This window comes from Bacillus sp. V33-4, assembly GCF_002860225.1.
Taxonomy (GTDB): Bacteria; Bacillota; Bacilli; order Bacillales; family Cytobacillaceae; genus Bacillus_BJ; species Bacillus_BJ canaveralius.
On the sequence record NZ_PGVC01000028.1, the window covers coordinates 1 to 21,351 of the forward strand.

16 protein-coding genes and 1 pseudogene are annotated in these 21,351 nt (G+C 40.7%); 9 read left to right on the forward strand and 8 right to left on the reverse strand.

Features of this window, described 5'->3' with window-relative positions; genetic code table 11:
* Positions 1-210: 210 nt before the first annotated feature.
* The 5 genes from CVD23_RS10965 to CVD23_RS10985 form a co-directional block, all read right to left on the reverse strand.
* On the reverse strand, positions 211-1,119 hold the full coding sequence (locus CVD23_RS10965; RefSeq protein ID WP_101666039.1) for a nuclease-related domain-containing protein: 909 nt from the start codon (positions 1,117-1,119) through the stop codon (positions 211-213).
* Positions 1,120-1,816: 697 nt separating this feature from the next.
* A complete protein-coding gene (gene gnd, locus CVD23_RS10970) occupies positions 1,817-3,220 on the reverse strand; it encodes a decarboxylating NADP(+)-dependent phosphogluconate dehydrogenase (protein ID WP_101666040.1) in 1,404 nt (467 codons plus the stop codon).
* Between the two features lie 188 nt (positions 3,221-3,408).
* On the reverse strand, positions 3,409-4,755 hold the full coding sequence (locus CVD23_RS10975) for a GntP family permease (protein WP_101579040.1): 1,347 nt from the start codon (positions 4,753-4,755) through the stop codon (positions 3,409-3,411).
* Positions 4,756-4,773: 18 nt separating this feature from the next.
* Positions 4,774-6,318, reverse strand: a complete 1,545-nt coding sequence (gene gntK / locus CVD23_RS10980) for a gluconokinase (RefSeq protein ID WP_101579041.1) — start codon at positions 6,316-6,318, stop codon at positions 4,774-4,776.
* On the reverse strand, positions 6,311-7,042 hold the full coding sequence (locus tag CVD23_RS10985) for a GntR family transcriptional regulator (RefSeq protein WP_101666041.1): 732 nt from the start codon (positions 7,040-7,042) through the stop codon (positions 6,311-6,313). Before CVD23_RS10985 ends, gntK begins: the two co-directional genes overlap by 8 nt.
* A 288-nt stretch (positions 7,043-7,330) precedes the next feature.
* On the opposite strand from CVD23_RS10985, the gene CVD23_RS10990 reads away from it, so the two are divergent.
* Both CVD23_RS10990 and CVD23_RS10995 read left to right on the forward strand, forming a co-directional pair.
* Positions 7,331-8,002 carry a YdeI/OmpD-associated family protein gene (locus CVD23_RS10990; protein ID WP_101666042.1) on the forward strand — a complete coding sequence of 224 codons (672 nt, stop codon included), beginning with the start codon at positions 7,331-7,333 and terminating at the stop codon, positions 8,000-8,002.
* Between the two features lie 352 nt (positions 8,003-8,354).
* The gene (locus CVD23_RS10995; protein WP_101666043.1) at positions 8,355-8,963 is read left to right on the forward strand and encodes a type IV toxin-antitoxin system AbiEi family antitoxin domain-containing protein; all 609 of its coding nucleotides are present in this window, start codon (positions 8,355-8,357) and stop codon (positions 8,961-8,963) included.
* 376 nt (positions 8,964-9,339) lie between these two features.
* On the opposite strand, the gene CVD23_RS11000 is transcribed toward CVD23_RS10995, so the two are convergent.
* Positions 9,340-9,783 carry an Hsp20/alpha crystallin family protein gene (locus CVD23_RS11000; RefSeq protein WP_101666044.1) on the reverse strand — a complete coding sequence of 148 codons (444 nt, stop codon included), beginning with the start codon at positions 9,781-9,783 and terminating at the stop codon, positions 9,340-9,342.
* Between the two features lie 260 nt (positions 9,784-10,043).
* Here CVD23_RS11000 and htpG point away from each other — a divergent pair, with 260 nt between their 5' ends.
* From htpG to CVD23_RS11025, 5 genes are all read left to right on the forward strand, one after another.
* Positions 10,044-11,924 carry a molecular chaperone HtpG gene (htpG, locus tag CVD23_RS11005; protein WP_101666045.1) on the forward strand — a complete coding sequence of 627 codons (1,881 nt, stop codon included), beginning with the start codon at positions 10,044-10,046 and terminating at the stop codon, positions 11,922-11,924.
* Positions 11,925-12,175: 251 nt separating this feature from the next.
* Positions 12,176-13,240 carry a M14 family zinc carboxypeptidase gene (locus tag CVD23_RS11010; protein WP_101579048.1) on the forward strand — a complete coding sequence of 355 codons (1,065 nt, stop codon included), beginning with the start codon at positions 12,176-12,178 and terminating at the stop codon, positions 13,238-13,240.
* Positions 13,241-13,546: 306 nt separating this feature from the next.
* Positions 13,547-14,662, forward strand: a complete 1,116-nt coding sequence (locus tag CVD23_RS11015) for an NAD(P)/FAD-dependent oxidoreductase (protein WP_101579049.1) — start codon at positions 13,547-13,549, stop codon at positions 14,660-14,662.
* Positions 14,663-14,870: 208 nt separating this feature from the next.
* A complete protein-coding gene (gene ypfJ / locus CVD23_RS11020) occupies positions 14,871-15,713 on the forward strand; it encodes a KPN_02809 family neutral zinc metallopeptidase (RefSeq protein ID WP_101579050.1) in 843 nt (280 codons plus the stop codon).
* An 83-nt stretch (positions 15,714-15,796) separates the two neighbouring features.
* Positions 15,797-16,297, forward strand: coding sequence for a cupin domain-containing protein (locus CVD23_RS11025; RefSeq protein WP_101579051.1), 501 nt, complete (start codon positions 15,797-15,799; stop codon positions 16,295-16,297).
* 95 nt (positions 16,298-16,392) lie between these two features.
* On the opposite strand, the pseudogene CVD23_RS22475 reads toward CVD23_RS11025, so the two are convergent.
* A pseudogene (locus CVD23_RS22475) lies at positions 16,393-16,773 on the reverse strand (hypothetical protein); the annotation flags it as partial.
* A gap of 28 nt (positions 16,774-16,801) precedes the next feature.
* Between CVD23_RS22475 and CVD23_RS21960 the strand changes: the two are divergent.
* On the forward strand, positions 16,802-16,993 hold the full coding sequence (locus tag CVD23_RS21960) for a hypothetical protein (RefSeq protein ID WP_101579052.1): 192 nt from the start codon (positions 16,802-16,804) through the stop codon (positions 16,991-16,993).
* A 92-nt stretch (positions 16,994-17,085) separates the two neighbouring features.
* On the opposite strand, the gene CVD23_RS11040 is transcribed toward CVD23_RS21960, so the two are convergent.
* Positions 17,086-18,531, reverse strand: a complete 1,446-nt coding sequence (locus CVD23_RS11040; RefSeq protein WP_101579053.1) for an alkaline phosphatase PhoX — start codon at positions 18,529-18,531, stop codon at positions 17,086-17,088.
* Between the two features lie 507 nt (positions 18,532-19,038).
* Between CVD23_RS11040 and CVD23_RS11045 the strand changes: the two genes are divergently transcribed.
* A complete protein-coding gene (locus tag CVD23_RS11045) occupies positions 19,039-21,087 on the forward strand; it encodes a catalase (RefSeq protein ID WP_101666046.1) in 2,049 nt (682 codons plus the stop codon).
* Positions 21,088-21,351: the final 264 nt, after the last annotated feature.

The window sequence follows — 21,351 nt, forward strand, 5'->3', positions numbered from 1 at the left end:
GGGTGTAGTTCGGACAAGGGAAGGATAAAAAAGGTTAAGCCAGTCTGAACGCAAGTCTGATTCAGACAAGGCAAGTCCAAAAAAGTCAAGCGAGTCACAATGCGTGTCTCTTTCGGACAGGGGAAGGCGTAGCAAGCTTAAGCTAGTCTGAATGCATTAGGATTAGAGCTGGTTCATACAACTTTCAAGCCAAGAAGGTTATTAATATATTTATACATAATAAGTATCGCTTGTACTTCCAAATGAAGTATAGTTTTTCTTTAAAACCCTGCAAAATGTCCTTTTATTTAAACCCACCTTGCACCACTCATAGATGCTCCGAGTAGTAATCTTCCGATCAGGAAATAGCAGCTGAAATTCCTTCACATTCCGCAAAATAGCTAGTTGGATATTTTCATGTCCTCCACACTTTCTGCACACAAAGTCATTATTTTTTATAGAAACCAGAAAGGACTTGCAAGTTTTACAATACATTCCCTTTTGTAGCTGTTCATAATTATATTTAGGCAATTGCGTAAATGGATTTTTAGTTTGGTGTAGTGAAATTAATGTTTGGGCTAGTTTCTTGTGCCCATCATTCAACTTAGACGGAGTTTTATTTAAATCTTTCAAAAAACGATTTACCTGGGTTGGTAAAATAATGGGTTGGTCCATTGGGGCTTGAAATAAAGTGAATTCAGGGTTAATAAAGATAACGGGGGCTTCAACAAGGTAATTTTGCTTGAGGTTTTGGAGCAGCTGACGGAAAAGAGTCGCACTCCTTTTCAACTGGTCTACAGGATTCTTATATTCACGAGCGGTTGTCACGGAATAAAGTTTGTCCGCTTCCAAGTAACAATCACCTTGATAATTTTTTATATCCAAAAGGTGAATAACTCCCTGCGATAAGATTAATGTATCAATTTGAAAATAAGAGTTATTTACTTCAAGCAGCAAGTCATTTATGATATATCTTTCTTCTTCGAGAATCTCTGCCTGCAGGTCAAATCTTACCTCCCCTTCATAGCCTTTTTCCAGGTTTACATAGTGAAACTTTTCCTTATTAGTCAACTCCATTCGTGTGTTTAAATAGCGTGTAGCCTTTAATTCATCCGATTCAGATCGACCTTTAAGTAACATAAGCCACTTCCTTTCTTAATCTCTAAACTTATTTTATAAAAAATCACACTCGAGATATGTGAATATTCCGTTAACATTTCAGTTTGGATTCATGTTTCAACTGCTTTGTAGAATAATCATTATTAGAGGACGCAACTGCCGGGTGGAGTATTATCATACATAAGGACAAAAAATAATACACACGAGATTTCCCTATAAATCTAGCAGGTAGGAGGAGTCTCCCTCCTATATGTTGCATAACTAATTAAAAGCCTCTGTGCAATTATCGTATTGATTTTCTAACCAAAAAGAAAGTGGGTCTCAAATACTTGCTTTTTTAACTTCGTTCTTCAAGTAACGCATCAGGAGCTTTTTTGACCCCAATTAAATGGAATTATACGAAGTATCTGATAATTCTAGAATTATTGATATAAGTCATACGCACTTCAACATTACTCATTGCCAGCATGATAAAAAATTTCTTTTGAATAAACTGTAACACCAGAGTTTAGTAACCCAAGACACTAAAATAAAACAGAGCTTGAAATAAAGTCAAACTCTGCCCAAGCACAATCTGTACTTTAACCTTATTTACCTTACAAAGCCATTCCTTAGGTCACCTTACTTGAATTCATAGATTCAAAATGTCCCGCCTTTATAAAATGAGGGGGGAACCGTCTTTCCGAAAAAGTAAGCGTCAGAAGAAATGTTCTGTCGATCACTGCCAGTCTGTGTGAAAGACTCCAGCCATATCAGTTCGTTCATACGTATGGGCACCAAAATAATCACGTTGTGCTTGCAAAAGGTTGGCATTTGAACGGCCTGTCCGGAAACTATCGTAATACGAAAGTGAAGTACTTAAGCAAGGGAGCGAGATACCGGAGTTTATTCCCTCACAGACCACTTTTCTTAATGCAAATTGGTATTCTTTAACCTTTTCTGCAAAATAGGGAGCGATCAGCAAATTGGATAGGTTCGCTTCTGCTTCAAATGCTTCACTTATTACATTTAAAAATTCTGCGCGAATGATGCAGCCACCACGGAAAATCAGGGCCATATCCTTTAGAGGCAAATTCCAGTCATAAAGGTCTGAAGACATTTTATATTGACTGAATCCTTGCGCGTAAGCACAAACCTTCCCCATGTACAATGCTTGTCGCACGTACTCAATCCACAAATCTTTATCTAAATTTTGTTGTTCCATTGATGGACCTTCCAGAATCGTTTCGGCAATAACCCGTTCCTCTTTGGTAGAAGATATATAACGGGCAAACACAGATTCTGTAATAATGGATGATGGGATTCCGTTATCAATGGCTTGAATACTTGTCCATTTACCGGTGCCTTTTTGTCCTACTTTATCAAGAATAACATCTATAAGTGATAATCCCGTTCGTTCATCCTTTTTCCTCAGGATCTCTGCAGTGATTTCGATTAAATAACTTTTCAGCTCTCCTTGATTCCATGTTGCAAAGATGTCAGCAATTTCATCGATAGGTAAAAGTAACTTTTCCCTCAAAAAAGTATAGGCCTCTGTGATCAGCTGCATATCTGCATACTCAATTCCGTTATGAACCATTTTAACAAAGTGACCCGCACCTTTTGGACCAATGTACACACAGCAAGGGGTATCTCCTACTTGCGCTGCTATTTTGGTAAGAAAGGGGGCTACTTTTTCATACACATCTTTATCTCCGCCTGGCATGATGGATGGGCCATTTAAAGCCCCAACTTCGCCACCAGAAATACCGATTCCTAAATAACCAATTCCTTTAGCTTTCAATTCACTATATCTACGTTCCGTATCTTCGTAATGGGAGTTACCACCATCCATGATAATATCGCCTGCCTCGAGAAAGGGGACTAATGAATCTATCACGGAATCTATCGGTTTGCCTGCTGTCACCATCAAAAAGATCTTTCTTGGAGTTTTTAAGGACTCAACAAAATCTTGAATGTCATAGTACGGATTGATAGGTTGCCCTTTACTTTTTTGTACAAGTTGATCGGTTAAATCGCTCGTGTAATTATAGACAGCAATTTGATCGCCCTTACTAGCCATGTTTAAGGCGATATTGCTGCCCATTACCCCTAATCCAATGACACCAATTGTATTGAACATTGTGACCTGCTCCTTTATCTCAAATTAAGAGGCAGTAAAGACCTCACTTAAGCTTAGAAGATACTAAGAGGATAAGTGGGAATTTACTGCCCGGAATAACCAGATTTTTTCCTTGGGCATTTACCCCTGGAGAAATTAATCAGGCTCCTGCATGCCGGTGATTAATTCCTATCATGAAACGAACCGGCTTATACAACTAAACTTAATAATAGAACAAATCCTAATCCAGCTACCGAAATAATGGTCTCAAGCAATGTCCATGTCGCAAATGTTTCTTTCATGCTTAAACCAAAATACTCTTTGAACATCCAGAAACCAGCATCGTTCACGTGAGAAGCTATTAAGCTACCAGCTCCAGTTGCAAGCACGACTAAAGCGAGGTTAACATCAGATTGACCTAACATTGGAATCACTAAACCAGCGGTTGTTAATGCAGCAACGGTTGCAGACCCTAAGGAAATACGTAAAATTGCTGCGATAATCCAGGCAAGTAAGATGGGTGATAATGAAGTTCCTTTGAATAAGTCTGCTACGTAGTCGCCTACACCGCCATTTATTAATACTTGTTTGAAGGCACCGCCGCCCCCAATGATCAAGAGCATCATTCCAATGTGGGTAATCGCTGTTGTACAAGAGGCCATCACTGTTTTGATTGGAATTTTTCTGGCCAGTCCCATCGTATATACTGCAACTAATAAGGAAATCAACATGGAAGTAGATGCATCACCAATAAAACGGATACTTGCCAATAAACTATTATCCTCAAATCCCAGTGTTTTTTGCAGTAAAGTAATAATTGTTGCGATTGACATTAAAATAACTGGAAGCATTGCGGTAAATACACTGATTCCAAAACCAGGTGTGTCTTCAAGTTTAAACGCTTTTTGTTCACCTAATGACGCAATATTACCGGTTTTCGTAAATGATTCAGGTACGAGTTTTTTTGCTAGTTTAGTAAACAAAGGTCCAGCTAAAAGCACTGTTGGAATGGCGATAATAAAACCGTAAAGTAAAACTTCACCAATGTTAGCGCCATACTCACCAGCAATAACTGTCGGCCCTGGATGTGGCGGCAAGAAACCGTGTGTCACGGATAAAGCTGCTGCCATCGGAATACCGAGGAACAAGATAGAAATTTTTAATTCTTTTGAGATAGCAAATACGATTGGAATTAATAAAACTAATCCTACTTCAAAGAATAAAGCAACACCGATAATGAATGAGGCAACAACGACTGCCCACTGAATATTTTTTTCACCGAATTTGTTGACGAGGGTCATCGCAATTCGTTGAGCTCCCCCTGAATCTGCGATCAGCCTGCCCAACATTGCTCCGAGTCCGAAAATTAATGCTAAATGACCGAGTGTCCCGCCTAATCCTGCTTCAATTGTTTTGACAATTTCCTCTAGCGGCATCCCGAGTGCTAAAGCGACGCCGAACGATACAATAATTAATGAAATAAAAGTGTTTAATTTTAAGCCCATAATTAATAGTAGTAATGCTAAAATTCCAACTGCTACAATGATTAATGGCATTATAATTCCTCCAAATAATTATTTATTTGTGTTTATTAAGCTTCTTTGATAATTTGCAATCCGTGTATAATCATCTTCTAATGCTCTGGATAAGTTAATAAAGATTGGCATTAACTGCCTATACTCCTTAGCTGAGTCTTCTTTTGGTGTATGTCTGTAGGTGCTGCCAATCATTTCAGAAACTACATCAAAAGAATCAATTTTTCCTGTGGCATATAGGCCTAAAATACAGGCACCCAGACAAGAACTTTCGTAGCTTTCTGGGACTACAACTTCGGATTCGAATATATCGGACATCATTTGACGCCAAACATCCGACCTTGCAAAGCCTCCAGTTGCTTGAATTCGGGTTACAGGACCGTCCATGCATTCAGTTAAAGCTAAAAATACAGTGTATAAATTGTAAATGACTCCTTCTAATGCCGCTCGAATCATATGTTCTTTCTTATGCGACATTGTTAGACCGAAAAATGAGCCACGCACGTCTGGATTCCATAAGGGAGCACGTTCACCTGCGAGGTATGGATGGAATAACAATCCATCAGCACCTGGCCTTACGCGTTCAGCAATCTTGGTTAATACTTCGTATGGATCAATGCCCAGTCTCTTCGCTGTTTCTATTTCTGAAGAGGCAAATTCATCCCTAATCCAGCGAAGGACCATCCCGCCATTGTTTACTGGCCCACCAATTACCCAATGTTTTTCCGTTAAGGCATAGCAAAATATTCGTCCCTTTTCATCTGTTTGCGGCTGGTCAATAATGGTTCGAATGGCACCGCTAGTCCCAATTGTGACTGCAATCTCGCCTTTTTTAATTGCATTTACACCCAGGTTGGATAGCACTCCATCGCTTGCGCCAATGACAAAGGGCGTTTTTGGATCAATTCCCATCTGTTTCGCTAAATCTGGCTGACAGTTGTTAAATATCTTGGTTGTTGGTACGAGTTCAGCTAATTGATCAGGTGTAACACCTGCAATTTTTAATGCTTCTTCATCCCAATCCAAGTTTTTAAGATTCATCATGCCCATGGCTGAAGCTAAGGAATAATCGACAACGTATTGATCAAACAACTTTTTAAAGATATATTCCTTGATCCCGATGTATTTTTTAGCGTTGGCAGCGATTTCAGGACGCTCATTCATAATCCAGGCGATTTTGCTTAAAGGTGACATAGGGTGAATGGGTGTTCCTGTTCGTCGATAGACTTCATGTCCATTCAATTCATCTTTTATTTTATGTGCCCAAGCTTCACTTCGATTATCTGCCCAAGTAATACATGGCGTAAGCGGTTGGTCATTATCATCAATGACAATAACACTATGCATGGCACTACTAAATGAAACAAACGATAGCTTTTTTTGCGAATGATGTTTCATTATATTAGAAGTGGCTTGTATGACAGCCTGAAAAATCTCTTCCGGGTTTTGTTCAGCTGTCGATATATCCGGTGTGTAAAGCGGGTAACCAATATTTTCTTGTTGAATGACTTCTCCTTTTTCACTAAATAAAACAGCCTTCGTACTTGTCGTACCGATGTCTATACCTAACATATAACTAGTCATTTTCTTGCTCTACCCCTTTAGCTAGCAGTTGTTGTGACATCCATAGGTCTTCTACTTTACCTTGAACATCATCAAAGTTTTGATGTAAGGACTTAATCATCAGGGCTCTATCTTTTGTTTTTATTGCTTCAATATAAAGCTGATGATTTTCCAAAATTCTTGTAAAGTCATCGTATTTTTCCTTAAAACGTATACGCATCGATAAAAGAATGAAACTCTCCATAACGGGTTTTAAATTATTCCAGATCATAAGCATGTAGGAATGATTAATCGCACGAATAATCGTTTCATGGAATAAGACATCTTGATATGAAAATTCATCAGCATCTTCATATCTTATGGCAACTTTCATCATTTCAAGTATTTTACTTAGTTCCATCACTAAATCATGAGTGTCTATCCTTACAAGTCGTTCAAATACAAACGATTCTATGAGTAAACGAACATCGTAAATTTCTTCTATTTCTTTTTCTGTTAAACCAATGACAACTGCACCCATTCTTTCTAATCGAATGATATTTTCCGACGCAAGTATTTTTAAAGCTTCACGAACGGGAGACCGGCTCACCGAAAAGTCTGCAGCTATTTTATTTTCCGATAGGATGGTACCGCTTTCAATTATGCCGGCGATAATACGCATCCTAAGCTCGCATGCTACACGATCACCTGCCGAAGCTCTTGTGAGCCATTTTGAGGGATATAAAAATTCCCTTGTTTCGGCCATAAACTCACCCTCTTACTTTTTAAGTATACTTGTATACAAGTATTATAACCTAAATTTTAATTTATGCAAGCGCTTTATTTTTGCCTTCTTTAGAGTTTTAATCAAACAAAATATCATAAGCTTAGCGGATTTATACGCTTTTCTCATTTTGATCTGTACTGAGAACCGTGATATGACAATAATTTGAGTTATAAACGTGCTGTATTTTCAAAACTCAAAAAGTTGCTATCTAAAAGGGGAACTTTTACACTGGAGAAGTAATATACTAAATTTAACAGGTGGATAAAGATGGCTAAAACAATAGTAGAGAAACTAAACTTACAAAAATATAACAAAGTAGCGGTATTGGATTTACCAGATGGAGCAGATTATTTAGCGGAGTTAGCAGATTATGATACAGAGCTAACCGATAGTGCATATGATCTTATTTTTGCTTTTGTGCTCGATATGGAGTCTTTAAAAGGACTCGTAAACAAGGTTATCGAAAAGAATTATCTAAATAAAAACGGCTATATCTTTTTGGCTTATCCAAAAAAGGGGAATAAAGTATATCCAACGTTTATTCATCGCGATGAGCTATTAGATGGGTTAGGTGCAGATGAGAATGGTTATGTTGGGACAAGGAATATTAAATTTGCGCGGATGGTAGGATTGGATGATGTCTTTACTGTTGTCGGTCTAAAAGAAGATGCTCGAAACAGAAATCAAACATCTACAAAAGCAAGTCAATGCGTAGATGACTATATAGCGTTAATTCCGCAAGTGGAAAAAGATCTGCAAGATACTCCAGATTTACTTGCGTTCTATCAAGCATTAACCCCAGGGTACCGTAAAGAGTGGGCTCGTTATGTGTATAGTGCTAAACAAGAGGCGACAAAAGCAAAAAGACGCGAGGAAATGAAAATGATTCTTGGATCGGGTTACAAGAGCCGGGATCTGTATCGCAGAGATAAAAATTAAATATGCCTTAATGACCAGTGCAACCGTATAAATGGTGGGACTGGTCATTTTTGTTATTAAGGACGCAGTTTTAAGCAAAAATACCCTTGAAAAATGGCAATCAGTATGAGTTTAACTGCCAATCTTCATTTTACACGATAACTTTTTACCGGTGTATACAACGTCCCTCTATAAGAATAGTTGTTTGATACAAATCTAAGGGCTTATCATTTACTATAATTACTTCAGTTACGTCTAACTGCAGACTTTTTTGTAAATAATAAGAAGGAGATTTTGTTAAAGACAAAGAATATGTAAAAAAAGGTTTGCTTTTATGCCTAACTGCAGACCATTTTGTAAAGGGATGAGTTAAATGAATGGGCAAATTCAAGAAAAAATCGAAAATATCTTTGAACGGCAAAAAGGGTTCGCAAAAACGAAGGATTTTATCAACGAAGGTATTAGCAATTATTATATTCGCAAGCTGGAAGCTCAAGGAGACATCATTCGGATAAAGCAAGGACTGTATCGGCACTCAAAATATGAGGGAGAGCAGCAAGATGAAATTGTAGAGGTCTCAAAAATAATTCCTAAAGGTGTAATATGCCTTCTCTCCGCGCTAGCTTACCATGGTTTAACTACATACAATCCGTGGGAATATCAGGTTGCCATTTACAGAGGGGCTAAAAAGCCGACTTTGCCAAACTATCCACCAATTAAGATAATTTATTTTTCTGAAACACAATATCAATATGGGATTGATGAGATCGAGATAGATGGGAATAAAGTCAAAATATATAATCGAGAAAAAACGATTTGTGACATTATCCGTTATCGGAAGAAAATCGGTATTGATATCATGAAGGAAGGTTTACGAAACTACCTACAAAGACCAGAAAAGAACCTAACAAAACTTGTCGACTGTGCAGAAAAACTGCGAATCAAAACGGTTCTTCTAAAGTATCTAGAGGTGCTTTTGTGATGAGTGAGATAAAAAGTATTTCTGCTTCTGTTGCGGAACGATTACCAAACAGAGTGGTGAGGCGTTTGATCTCGTATTACTTCTATATTTTCAGGAGCGGTTCTTGTATCGGTAAATCAATTTCGGAATATAGGGACAAAATTCCTAATTTTTTTTAAAATAATTTTGCTGGCTATATTCATTGAGGTAAATTTGGGAGTGTAGCGATAGACATGGAACAGAACCGTATAAAAATTTTTTTCGAATCCTAAGGTGACTGGGAAATTATGTCATTGTTTATGGCGTGTAAGATTGCGTTTAGTTGTAAAAAAATCCTTACCCAATGAAGGATAAGTATTTTTTAATCAGGTAACAAACGCACTAACCATATTATTCATTAATGAAACTCAACATCAATTCTTCTCCTGTTATCAGCCTGCAACTTCGGCATATGGATTTCCAGAACTCCATTTCTATATGTTGCTCTCACACCGTCTTCAGAAACGGGGCTTGGCAAGGTAACAGAACGTTGAAAACGGCCAACAAAACGTTCTCTTCTGTGCATATTTTCTTCTTTTAACTCATTCACTCTGTGAACAGTCCCGCTAATCGTAAGCATGTTATTGCCAATGTTGATATTCACATCTTCCCTCTTTTCCAAGCCTGGAATATCACAAGTGGCTACAATTTCGTTTTCCGTTTCATGAATATCAATGTTTGGCGAGCCAAAATTCTGGCCAAATCCAGTTCTTATCGTAGGAAAATCAGTTGTGAAAAAACGGTCTAACTCTCTTCTAACGTTTTCAAGATGGCGAAATGGTTCAAAAGGGGTCAATGACAATGTGGTTACCTCCTGTAAGTTAAATTTGTTAGGATTATTTTACCTAAATAACTTATCGTTATTCATAAGTAGAGCAACCAAAAAAAGAAAAAAAGAAAATCGACTCGAAACAACTAAATATTGACACAAGCTACAGTGTATGTTATTTAAATAGTGGTTAGCACTTAAGGAGATAGAGTGCTAATAAAGTAAATTCCTATTTTTGCAGACTTCTTTATAATCATTAAATGGCACTATACATATTGAAAGGAGAAACTTTAATGGCAAAAAAGCAGTTTAAAGCAGAATCTAAAAGACTATTAGAAATGATGATTAACTCTATTTATTCTCAGCGGGAGGTATTTTTACGAGAGTTAATTTCCAATGCCAGTGATGCAATCGATAAAATCTATTACAAAGCCTTAACCGATGATACTTTAAGTTTTAATAAAGACAGCTATTACATACAAGTCATACCAGATAAAGCAAATAGAACCCTAGCAATCATAGATACTGGTATTGGAATGACAAAAGAAGAACTGGAGAACAACCTTGGAACCATTGCCAGGAGTGGCTCTTTAGCATTTAAAAATGAAAACGAAGCGAAAGATGGGCATAATATCATTGGCCAATTTGGTGTCGGGTTTTATGCGGCTTTCATGGTTGCTGATGTGGTTACTGTTATCAGTAAGGCTTTAGGCAGCGATGAAGCTTACAAGTGGGAATCTAAAGGTACAGATGGATACACGATTGTTCCAAATGAAAAACAGTCTATTGGCACTGAGATTATTCTGAAAATCAAAGCGAACACAGAAGAAGAGAATTATGATCAGTACTTAGAAGAGTATCAATTAAGACAGACCATCAAAAAATACTCTGACTTTATTCGCTATCCAATCAAAATGGATGTTACTGGTAAGAGGCCGAAAAAGGGCAGCGAGACTGAATTAGAAGATTATACAGAAGAACAGGTTATCAACAGCATGGTTCCGATTTGGAGAAAGAATAAAACTGAGCTTACTCCTGAAGATTATGAGAATTTTTATACGGAAAAACATTACGGGTTTGACAAGCCGATCAAGCACATCCATATCAATGTCGATGGTGCCGTCAGGTATAATGCGATATTATATATCCCGGAAAAAATACCGTTTGACTACTATTCAAAGGAATATGAAAAGGGTGTCGAATTATATTCTAACGGTGTGTTGATCATGAACAAGTGCGGCGACTTGCTTCCTGATTATTTTAGCTTCGTTAAAGGAATGGTTGATTCTGAAGATTTATCCCTTAACATATCGAGAGAGATGCTGCAGCAGGATCGTCAATTGAAGCTGATCGCAAAAAATATCAACAAGAAAATCAAAAGCGAACTGCAAAGCTTATTGAAGAATGATAGAGAGAAGTATGATGAATTTTATAAATCATTTGGCCGGCAGTTAAAATACGGGGTTTATAGTGATTTCGGAGCCAACAAAGAAGATTTGCAGGACCTGTTAATGTTTTACTCATCGAAAGAGAAGAAGCTGGTCACGCTGGATGAGTATGTTTCCAGAATGCCGGAGGACCAGAAATATATTTATTATGCTTCAGGCGAATCGTATGAAAGAATTGAAAAGCTGCCACAGACAGAGCTGGTATCTGAAAAGGGCTATGAAATACTATACTTTACCGAAGATATCGATGAGTTTGCCATCAAAATGTTGATGACATATAAGGATAAGGAATTTAAATCTGTTTCCAGCGGTGACTTAGGGATTGAAGCAGAAGAAAATCAAGATAATGCCAGCTCAGACGACAATGAAAACAAAGACCTCTTCGACTACATGAAAAATATTTTATCCGGGAAAGTGAAGGATGTCAGGGTCTCCAAAAGATTGAGGTCTCATCCAGTGTGTTTATCAACTGATGGTGAAGTGACGATTGAAATGGAAAAAATACTGAACACCATGCCTGATAGCCAAAATGTCAAAGCGGAAAAGGTGTTGGAGATTAATCCAAATCATGAGGTATTCAACTCCTTAAAAGAAGCATTTGAAACCGATAAAGAGAAATTGAATTTATACACAAACTTGCTGTACAATCAGGCACTTCTGATTGAAGGGTTGCCAATCAATGATCCAGTAGAGTTTACAAATGATATTTGCAAAATAATGGTATAAAAGAGAGGTGCCTGACCCCGACCGCGTTAAAGCGCTGAAGGTCAGGTGCTTTTTTTTTATGTCAATTTTTCTATAAAAATCAGTCTATTCCCGAAAAAAGAAAATTTTAAACTCCTTCTTCTGCATCAGTTCCGAGACACGAAATTTGTCAAAACAATAGGTAATCGTTTCTATTAACACGACCAGTAATGAATATTAAACTAGTATTGTACGTTACTTAGAGTGTCTAAATAATTAAATGGAGGGATTCGATGAGTATCAAGAAAAAGGTTTTAAGTGTTTCTTTATCCGGCTTAATGGCATTGGGTGCTGTTACTGCAATTGGACTTCCAACGGGCGCGGTTGGCAATGGACCAAGTGCCGGCAATGGTTCCATCCAGACTTCTATTCTACATACGTACGCAAGCATGGTTGACTATCTCAAAACTCAGGATGAAAAACAAGGAGCAATGGAGCTCGAAGTGATTGGGCAGACAGTGAAAGGCCGTGATATTTACATGGCGAAGTACATCTCCAATCCTGAAAATCCTACTATTCTCTTTTTAACTCAGCAGCACGGGAATGAACAGCTAACGACTGAAGGTGCACTTGAATTTATTAAGCACTTGGGAACGAATAAAACCAAGGGTGTCCTCGATAATGTAAACGTTCTGATCATTCCAATGCTGAATGCCGATGGCGCGATGGGCGATGTGAATTTCTCCCTTGATGAATACCATGCAGACGGTGATCGCCATCTTACCCGCTACAATGCGAACAATGTGGACTTAAACCGTGAGCATGATAAAACTACAACGGCAATGCAACCGGAAGTACGGGTCCTTCATGAAAATGTTTTTCAACAATACAACATTGATTATATGATCGATTTGCACCATCAAGGTACACTAAGTGAAACAGAAGGCGAGCTTGTTTCGGGATCTATTCTCTATCCGACAAATTCGAGAGTAAAACCTGAAGTTTTAGAAGGCTCAAAAAAACTTGGTGCAGTGGTCTATCATGAGCTAGAGAACACGGGCTGGGGACATATTGGCAAATATAACGGAGGCTCCGGTGAAAATATCGGCCGTAATGGTGCAGCTGTTCGCTATGATATCGCAACGCTTTTGTTTGAAATGCGCGGGATGTCTGATCACTACATTGAATCCTACGCTCTTGGACAAAAGAGCAATGGCTACTTAATTAAGCAGACCATCTTAACATTGGATGCGACGGTTAAAGCTATTGCCGATGGATCAATCGAAACAGCTGATACAAGCTTTTGGGATACCCTGCCGACACAAACGAGCAGATCAGGTGAAGAAGCGGACGAATAAAAAATGCCCGTCAATGCCTGTTTATTCATATAACCAAAATCAAGATACAAATGGCCTGCCGGAGAAAGTACCGGCAGGTCTTTTGCTCTGTTTTACGAACTCAAAAACTGACACTCGCATATATTCCAGCAGACCATCATTTAAATCCGGCAGGGCATTTTTTTAAATCTATCCAATCTGGAACAAGCGGCGCCAGCTTCATAGCCAAAATAACTACAACTCTTCTAATCAGCTATGCCCACTTTGAGTTTCGCCAGTTACTTCTGTAAAATAAATTTTATAAAAACACTTGAAAAAGGAGCTTAAATGAACGAATTTATTGTAATTGGTGCGGGGGTTTTGGGTGCGTCGACAGCGTACCATTTAGCCAAAGCAGGCGGAAACGTGACTGTAGTCGACCGGCACGATCCTGGCCAGGCGACAGATGCAGCTGCTGGCATCATTTGTCCATGGTTGACCCAGCGGCGCAACAAGGCGTGGTATGCACTCGCTAAAGCTGGAGCGGCGCATTATTCATCACTTATTGCACAGCTTGAAGAGGAAGAAGAAACGAAAACGGGTTACAAGCAAGTCGGAGCGATTAGTCTTGGTACGGCTGCCGGCAAGCTCAAAAATATCGAGGAGAGAGCGGCTAACAGACGTGAAGATGCCCCTGAAATCGGCGCTATTCGTCAGCTGACACCGATGGAAACAACAGCTATGTTCCCGCCTTTATCCAGTGACTACGGATCAGTTTATATTAGCGGCGCGGCGCGTGTCGATGGACGTGCATTGCGGCAAGCTCTTGTGAATGCGGCGAAAAAGCAAGGTGCCAAGTTTATACACGGCTCGGCCCAACTGGAGCATACAGGCAGCATAGTGACGGGCGTAAAGGTTGAGGATACACGGTACAGAGCTGAGTGTGTGATTGTGGCGGCTGGTGCATGGGCGAATCAGCTTTTAGCACCTCTCGGCCTTAACCTGTTAATCACATCGCAAAAAGCACAAATTGTTCATCTTCACCTCGAAGACGCGCAAACTGGCGAGTGGCCAGTCGTCATGCCTCCGAATAATCAATATATTCTCGCCTTTGATGAGGGCCGTGTCGTGATTGGGGCTACACATGAAGATGATATGCAGTTTGATCGCCGTGTGACAGCAGGCGGCTTACATGAGGTCCTCGATAAAGGTTTAGCCGTTGCACCGGGGTTGTCCAACGCTACGTTCGTTGAATCCCGTGTCGGGTTTCGCCCTTTCACACCGGACTTTCTGCCGATTATCGGAGAAGTACCTGGTTACAAAGGCCTTCTTCTTGCGAATGGGCTCGGCGCTTCAGGATTAACCGTTGGACCGTTTCTTGGCTCCCAGCTTGCCAAATTAGCCCTCGGACAATCGGTCGATATAGACCTCACTTTGTATAATGTGGCAGGGGCTATTGGCTGATAAAAAACGATGTGACTTATTAAAATCGCTTTAAACACAATCATTCCACTGTCTATTGAGATATTTATCATTTTTTATTGTGCCCGTCACTCTTTTCTGTGATGGGCATTGTTTTTAAAAAGAATTATAAATAAATCTGTTCATCTTGGGTATACAACTTATAAATAATACAGTCAGTTACTTCACGAATGGACAGGAGAGGAATAATGTGCGATGGAAAGGCAGACGAGGAAGCTCAAACGTTGAAGACCGACGGGGCATGGGAGGTAAAACGCTTGTCGGAGGCGGGATTGGCGGTATCGTGATCCTCTTGATTGTGACACTGCTAGGCGGTGATCCAGGAGCCATTTTGAACAATATCGGGATAACCGGTTCAGACACAACCACCCCATACGAGGAAACGAAACAGGAGGAAGAGCTTGCGGATTTCGTATCTGTCGTTCTTGCGGATACAGAGGAAGTGTGGACCGAGCAGTTCAGGCAACAAGGCCTCGTTTACGAGGAGCCGACCCTCGTCTTGTACACGGACAGTGTCCAGTCCGCCTGCGGAGCAGCTGGTTCATCGGTTGGGCCATTTTATTGTCCGGGTGACCAGAAGCTGTACATCGATTTGAGCTTTTATGATGAACTTCAAAAAAGATTTGATGCTCCCGGGGATTTTGCGATGGCCTATGTGATTGCTCATGAAGTGGGACACCACGTACAGACGCTTCTTGGAACGACTGACGAGATCATGCCTCTACGTGAACAACTCAGTGAAACAGAGTTCAATAAGTATCAAGTTCGCTTTGAATTGCAAGCAGACTATTATGCTGGCGTGTGGGCACATCATGCGCAGGGAATGGATTTACTGGAGGAGGGTGACCTTGAAGAGGCTTTGAATGCAGCAAGCGCTGTTGGTGATGACAGCATCCAAAAACAGTCTCAGGGCTATGTTGTACCCGAGAGCTTCACGCATGGCACTTCCAAACAGAGGAAGCGTTGGTTTTACAAAGGGTTTGAATCCGGAAGCATCGACGGAGGAGATACCTTTAATGCAAGCGATCTATAAGGTTGTTATGAGCCGATTCACAACGACTGTTGTATCTTAATTGGATGAGTGATAGAGACTTGTCAGTAGAAAGGAGAAGTCGTATGCAAACACAAGTAAGATCATTCATACTGAAGGACGATGGAGAAATTCCAAATAACCCGGAGCTGCCTGTTATTGTGTATGAGGGCATTTTCCGTGATAACCCGAATGGGATTGAAGCTACTTTCAACCGTTATAATTGGTCGGGCAATTGGACAGGTGGTGTTTACGATTACCATCATTACCATAGCAATACGCATGAAGTATTGGGCGTAAAAACTGGAAAAGCAACGATTCTTGTCGGGGGTGATCAAGGAGAGCGCCTGGAGTTGAACGCCGGTGATGTTGTTGTGCTTCCGGCCGGGACAGGCCATAAGAAGATTGAGAGCAGTGACGATTTCGAAGTTGTTGGTGCCTATCCGGCCGGGGCTGGCTACGATTTGAGACAAAGGGATCCCGGACTGCGTGCACAGTCGCTCGCTGAAATCCGCAATGTCCCTGTTCCCGAAACCGACCCGGTGTATGGGGATAGTGGCCCCTTACTTGAAAAATGGAACAAATAGGACGGCTTGAATAAACCGAATGATTGTTACGAAAAAACTAGGGGTGCCCCAATGTTGGGACACCCTTTTGCTTCTGATAAAACTATTAGAAAAACTTATTTACGGTGCATTTTGAATTCAAGGAATAATTGGTTGTAATAAGCCAGGTTCTTTTTGCCGAGGTTTTCGTACACCTCCAGCTTTTTCGTTAACGCTGGCGGTGGATAGAACCGCGCATCGGTGACCATTTCTTTTGGCAAGTATTTGAGAGCTTCTTTGCTCGGCGTCGAATAGCTTACATATTCGGCATTTTGTGCCGCAATCTCAGGGTCGAGCATGAAGTTGATAAACTGATGGGCAGCTTCGATTTTTGTCATCATCGCCTCGTTGGAATCGAAAGTTTCATAGATTACTTTGATGCCTGTTTCTTTCTCAAAGCGATCGATTAACTCGGCATCAATATAATCGCCCCAGTTATAAACCGTCAACGTGTTGCCAATCCCTGCAGAATATCAAGGGATATTTATGGTTGCGCAGGTGCCCACCTTTGATGGATCCCAAGGTACTTTACTTGTCAATCAGGGGCCTAATGGAGATTACCTTGGTGGAAAAGTGCTGGCGAAATTCACCACAATAGATGACGGAGCTACATGGTTCTTCGCAAACTTGGTTGATCCGGATCATGTAATTGATCATAAAAGTGAAGAGGCTAACTAGTGGATATTAATCAAAGAAAAAGGATGTAAACCGCTTATTCGAGGCTTACATCCTTCTCTTTTAAACCTCCTTGGAATAACGCATATCAACAATTAGCTAATAGGCATACCATGGCGTTCTAGTGCTGCAGCTTCTAAAATGGACATCCCCTGGTCTTCAGCAAATGCTGCAAGCTTCGCGGAAACAGCAGGAGCAAGGTTTACAGGAGGAGCTGCATGATTCATCGCGCGCTGGCGAGCAGCATTTCTGCGCGCAAACGGTCCCCAAATCGCAAAAGTAATACCCGGATCCTGAATATTAATGAAAAGCGTCTTTCCATCCGGGGAGAAGGCAGGGCCGGCAAATTCAGAACCATTCAGCTGGTTTTCTGCAAACGGATAAACCTTGCCTTCCGGGGTCAGGCCGACAATTCGATCATTTCCTGGTCCATCCTCTGCAATCCAAAGATCCCCCCATGGCGTAATCGTGATATTATCAGGCATATCCAAATCATTCGAAGCAGCCGATTCATAAAAAAGCTCCAATGTATTTGTGGAAGGAAAATATCGATAGATACGTCCATGTCTTCCATCGCCGGCACTTGTGTCATCAAACCAGAATGCACCAGCAGAAAACCAGGCTCCCTCTAAACGGCTGAACTGGATACAGCCGTTCGCTGTTGCATCTTCCTTGGCCCGTTCTGGCTTTACTTCTTTCCAAACGATTCCAAACGTTTGTCCATTTCTAAACGTACTTGCTGATGATAGAGGCAACTCATCAATGGCCGCAGCCTCAAGCACCCCGCCTTTTTGAAGAGAACCAAGCTTCTGGCTGCGATCATGTGGTGTAAAACGATATAGAAAGCTAGGGCTGTTATCTTCTGTTAAATACCAAATGCCTGTGGTCGGGTCAACGGCACACGCTTCGTGTGAGAAATAACCCATGTCACGGATTGGGGTTTTAGACATTTCATTTTCAGGATCAAGGGGATTTACTTCAAACACAAAGCCATGGCCAAGATCACGTGTCTCTTCACAGGTCAGCCAAGTACCCCAAGTTGAAGGTCCACCGGCACAGTTGCGGATATTTCCTGAATTGGTTACGTACTCTTTAATAACTTTGCGGTTCGGTCCCACTACCAGAGCTGTTGTGCCGCCAGCAGCGCCCCGGCTCCAAGGGTTTTTCCCATTGACCGGGTAGTCCGCGTTCGTACCGAGTTCATGATTTCTTACTAGAATCGTTGTATTTTTGGGACCTTCGAACGCAGCCATTCCATCTAAATTTCCAGGTACTAGATCACCATTCGACATTTTGTTTCCGGTTTGAGAAATAATACGGTATTGGAATCCCTGCGGAAGATCAAGAATGCCATTTGGGTCCTTTACTAAAGGACCAAAACCGCCAAAACCATCAGTTGCTTTGCTGGTAGAAGCCGCAAAACTTTTTGTAGCGCTACTGAGGGCAAATATTCCCGTACTGCTTAGTGTTAAGGCCAAAGTGCCCATTCCACTGACTTTTAAAAAATCTCGTCTGTTAAGTCCTGAATTATTAGCTTTCATCAAAATACCTCCAAACATCTTTTTAGCTGAGGTTCTCCGAAGTTAATCTATAAAAAAGTTACCAAATCATTCTTAAAGCTTTGTGAATCTACTGTAATTACTTGGTTAATGATGATAAATGCAACTTATGGAATATACAATCTATCAACACGCAACTAAATAATGGGATTTTTACCTGCTGGAAGTAATATATAAGATCATAGGAATTCTGTTTGTATTTATACAGGTGATAAGATTTAGGGATATTTTCATAAGTTGTATGAGTTGTGCCACGCCCATTATTAATGTCTTATGTATATTTTTACGAAGTTATTTAATAGATGTAAAATTTGTTGAAAAATTCATAGGAACTGTGTTCTGCGTTGTAAACACGGATCTTCCGATTCATCTTTTTTGACTTAAATGTGTGAAAAGTCATGCATTAGTCCCGTTTGCTCAAACTTGCAGCAGGGTACGAAGATAGAAGTAGGTTTACGAACCAAATACCTTTCAGGGAGGAATTGCTGAATGAAAGACGGGCGTAAAAACAATGAAAACAGAAAAAATGAGCAATTAGAGCAGTTTCGTGTCGATGATGCAGGCCAAAAAATGACGACCAATCAAGGATTGAAGATTTCAGAAGATGAGTTTTCGTTAAAAGCGGGTGAACGAGGACCGACGTTAATGGAGGATTTTCATTTTCGGGAAAAGATGACCCATTTTGACCATGAGAGGATTCCCGAGCGTATTGTGCATGCACGTGGTTTCGCAGCCCATGGTGAGTTTGAAGTGTATGAATCTATGAAAGAATATACAAAGGCTAAATTTTTGCAGGACCCAGCCGTGAAAACGCCTGTCTTTGTCCGATTTTCAACTGTTGCCGGTTCACGCGGGTCGGCTGAGACTGTTCGGGATGTGCGCGGTTTTGCGACGAAGTTTTACACTGAAGAAGGAAACTATGATCTAGTCGGAAATAATATTCCCGTCTTTTTTATTCAAGATGCGATAAAATTCCCCGATCTTATTCATGCGGTCAAACCCGAACCACATAATGAAATGCCGCAAGCAGCATCTGCGCACGATACGTTTTGGGATTTTGTAGCCAACAATCAGGAATCGGCCCATATGATCATGTGGCATATGTCGGATCGGGCAATTCCAAGAAGCTTGCGGATGATGGAAGGGTTCGGTGTGCACACTTTCCGCTTTGTTAATGATCAAGGGAAAGCACATTTTGTGAAATTCCACTGGAAGCCTGTCCTTGGTGTGCATTCACTTGTGTGGGATGAAGCGCAGAAAATATCAGGAAAGGATCCTGACTTCCAGCGTCGCGATTTGTGGGAATCGATTGAGAAAGGAGATTATCCTGCATTTGAACTGGGCGTCCAGCTTCTTGCTGAAGAAGATGAATTCAAATTTGATTTCGATATTCTTGATCCGACAAAACTTTGGCCGGAAGAAGATGTGCCTGTAAAAATCATTGGTAAAATGACCTTGAACCGCAATGTCGATAATGTGTTTGCCGAAACGGAACAAGTGGCATTCCATCCGGGCCATGTTGTACCGGGCATAGACTTTTCAAACGATCCGTTGCTGCAAGGACGTTTATTTTCCTATACAGATACGCAATTAATCCGCCTTGGCGGTCCAAATTTTCATGAGCTGCCCATCAATAGACCGGTCTGTCCGTTCCATAATAACCAGCGCGATGGATATGGGCGCCGGACGATTAATGTAGGGCAAGTAAGCTATCATAACAATTCGCTCGCAGCAAATACACCGGCCCCTGCAAGTGAGGCAGAGGGCGGTTATGTACACTATCAGGAAAAAGTGGAAGGCCGCAAAATCCGCAGCCGGAGCGATAGTTTTAAAGACCACTTTTCGCAAGCGACATTGTTTTGGAACAGCATGAGTCAACCTGAGAAACAGCATATCATCGAGGCATTCAGTTTTGAACTGGGAAAAGTGAAGAGCATGTCCGTACGGCAGCAAGTCGCCGATATGTTTGCCAATGTCAATCTCGAATTGGCGACAGCATTTGCTGAAGCGATCGGTGCGAATCCTCCTCAAGGGGGCGGCTCAAACGTCACAAAATCCTCTGCGGCACTAAGCCAGGAAAATACAAAGAAAAAGCCAAATACGCGTAAAGTTGCTGTTATTGTCGGAAATGATTTCAACGGTACTGATCTCGTGTCCGTTCTCGGTTCGTTGAAGTCAGAGGGAATTCAGCCTGAAATCATTAGTGAAAAACTCGGGACAGTAAAAGGGTCAGATGGCAGCGGGCTTGAAGTCGATCATACCTTTTTAACGGCTGATTCCGTCTTATTTGATGCAGTTTATGTCGTGGGCGGAAGCGGTCAAAGCAGAAAATTTCAAAATGATGCTGCATACTTTGTTAATGAAGCATTCTCCCACTTTAAGGCGATCGGCGCGACACATGAAGGTGTGAAATGGCTGGAAATTTTCAATAAAAAGAACTGTCCAGGCGTCGTAACAGGTGAAGATATCAACGGGTTTGTCACAGAATTTGTTGCAGCCGTTGCGGCCCACCGCCACTGGGACCGCCAAATCGTTTAACTAGAATAATAACCTCTCGTCAAAAACCAAATTTTTCTCTCACTGGAGAAGAGTTTGGTTTTTTCTTCTTCCCCCTAAAAATAAATTCGTTTGACAGACTGATTAAGGACTTTCTTCCCTTACTAAGTATCCGGAATTTTTTTATTATTATGAAGGAACTATTTTTCAAAAAAATAGTTTACAAATGATACATTTCCTTAACAATTCTATAGAAAGGATTTACACCTGTTTTACCCTTCCTCTGTATACTTCTAAGAGTTCAAT

Coding starts and splice junctions, on each gene's coding strand:
- CVD23_RS10965 (WP_101666039.1), bottom strand. CDS start 1,119: ATGTTACTTAAAGGTCGATCTGAATCGGATGAATTAAAGGCTACACGC.
- gnd (WP_101666040.1), bottom strand. CDS start 3,220: ATGTTCAATACAATTGGTGTCATTGGATTAGGGGTAATGGGCAGCAAT.
- CVD23_RS10975 (WP_101579040.1), bottom strand. CDS start 4,755: ATGCCATTAATCATTGTAGCAGTTGGAATTTTAGCATTACTACTATTA.
- gntK (WP_101579041.1), bottom strand. CDS start 6,318: ATGACTAGTTATATGTTAGGTATAGACATCGGTACGACAAGTACGAAG.
- CVD23_RS10985 (WP_101666041.1), bottom strand. CDS start 7,042: ATGGCCGAAACAAGGGAATTTTTATATCCCTCAAAATGGCTCACAAGA.
- CVD23_RS10990 (WP_101666042.1), top strand. CDS start 7,331: ATGGCTAAAACAATAGTAGAGAAACTAAACTTACAAAAATATAACAAA.
- CVD23_RS10995 (WP_101666043.1), top strand. CDS start 8,355: ATGAATGGGCAAATTCAAGAAAAAATCGAAAATATCTTTGAACGGCAA.
- htpG (WP_101666045.1), top strand. CDS start 10,044: ATGGCAAAAAAGCAGTTTAAAGCAGAATCTAAAAGACTATTAGAAATG.
- CVD23_RS11010 (WP_101579048.1), top strand. CDS start 12,176: ATGAGTATCAAGAAAAAGGTTTTAAGTGTTTCTTTATCCGGCTTAATG.
- CVD23_RS11015 (WP_101579049.1), top strand. CDS start 13,547: ATGAACGAATTTATTGTAATTGGTGCGGGGGTTTTGGGTGCGTCGACA.
- CVD23_RS11025 (WP_101579051.1), top strand. CDS start 15,797: ATGCAAACACAAGTAAGATCATTCATACTGAAGGACGATGGAGAAATT.
- CVD23_RS21960 (WP_101579052.1), top strand. CDS start 16,802: ATGGTTGCGCAGGTGCCCACCTTTGATGGATCCCAAGGTACTTTACTT.
- CVD23_RS11040 (WP_101579053.1), bottom strand. CDS start 18,531: ATGAAAGCTAATAATTCAGGACTTAACAGACGAGATTTTTTAAAAGTC.
- CVD23_RS11045 (WP_101666046.1), top strand. CDS start 19,039: ATGAAAGACGGGCGTAAAAACAATGAAAACAGAAAAAATGAGCAATTA.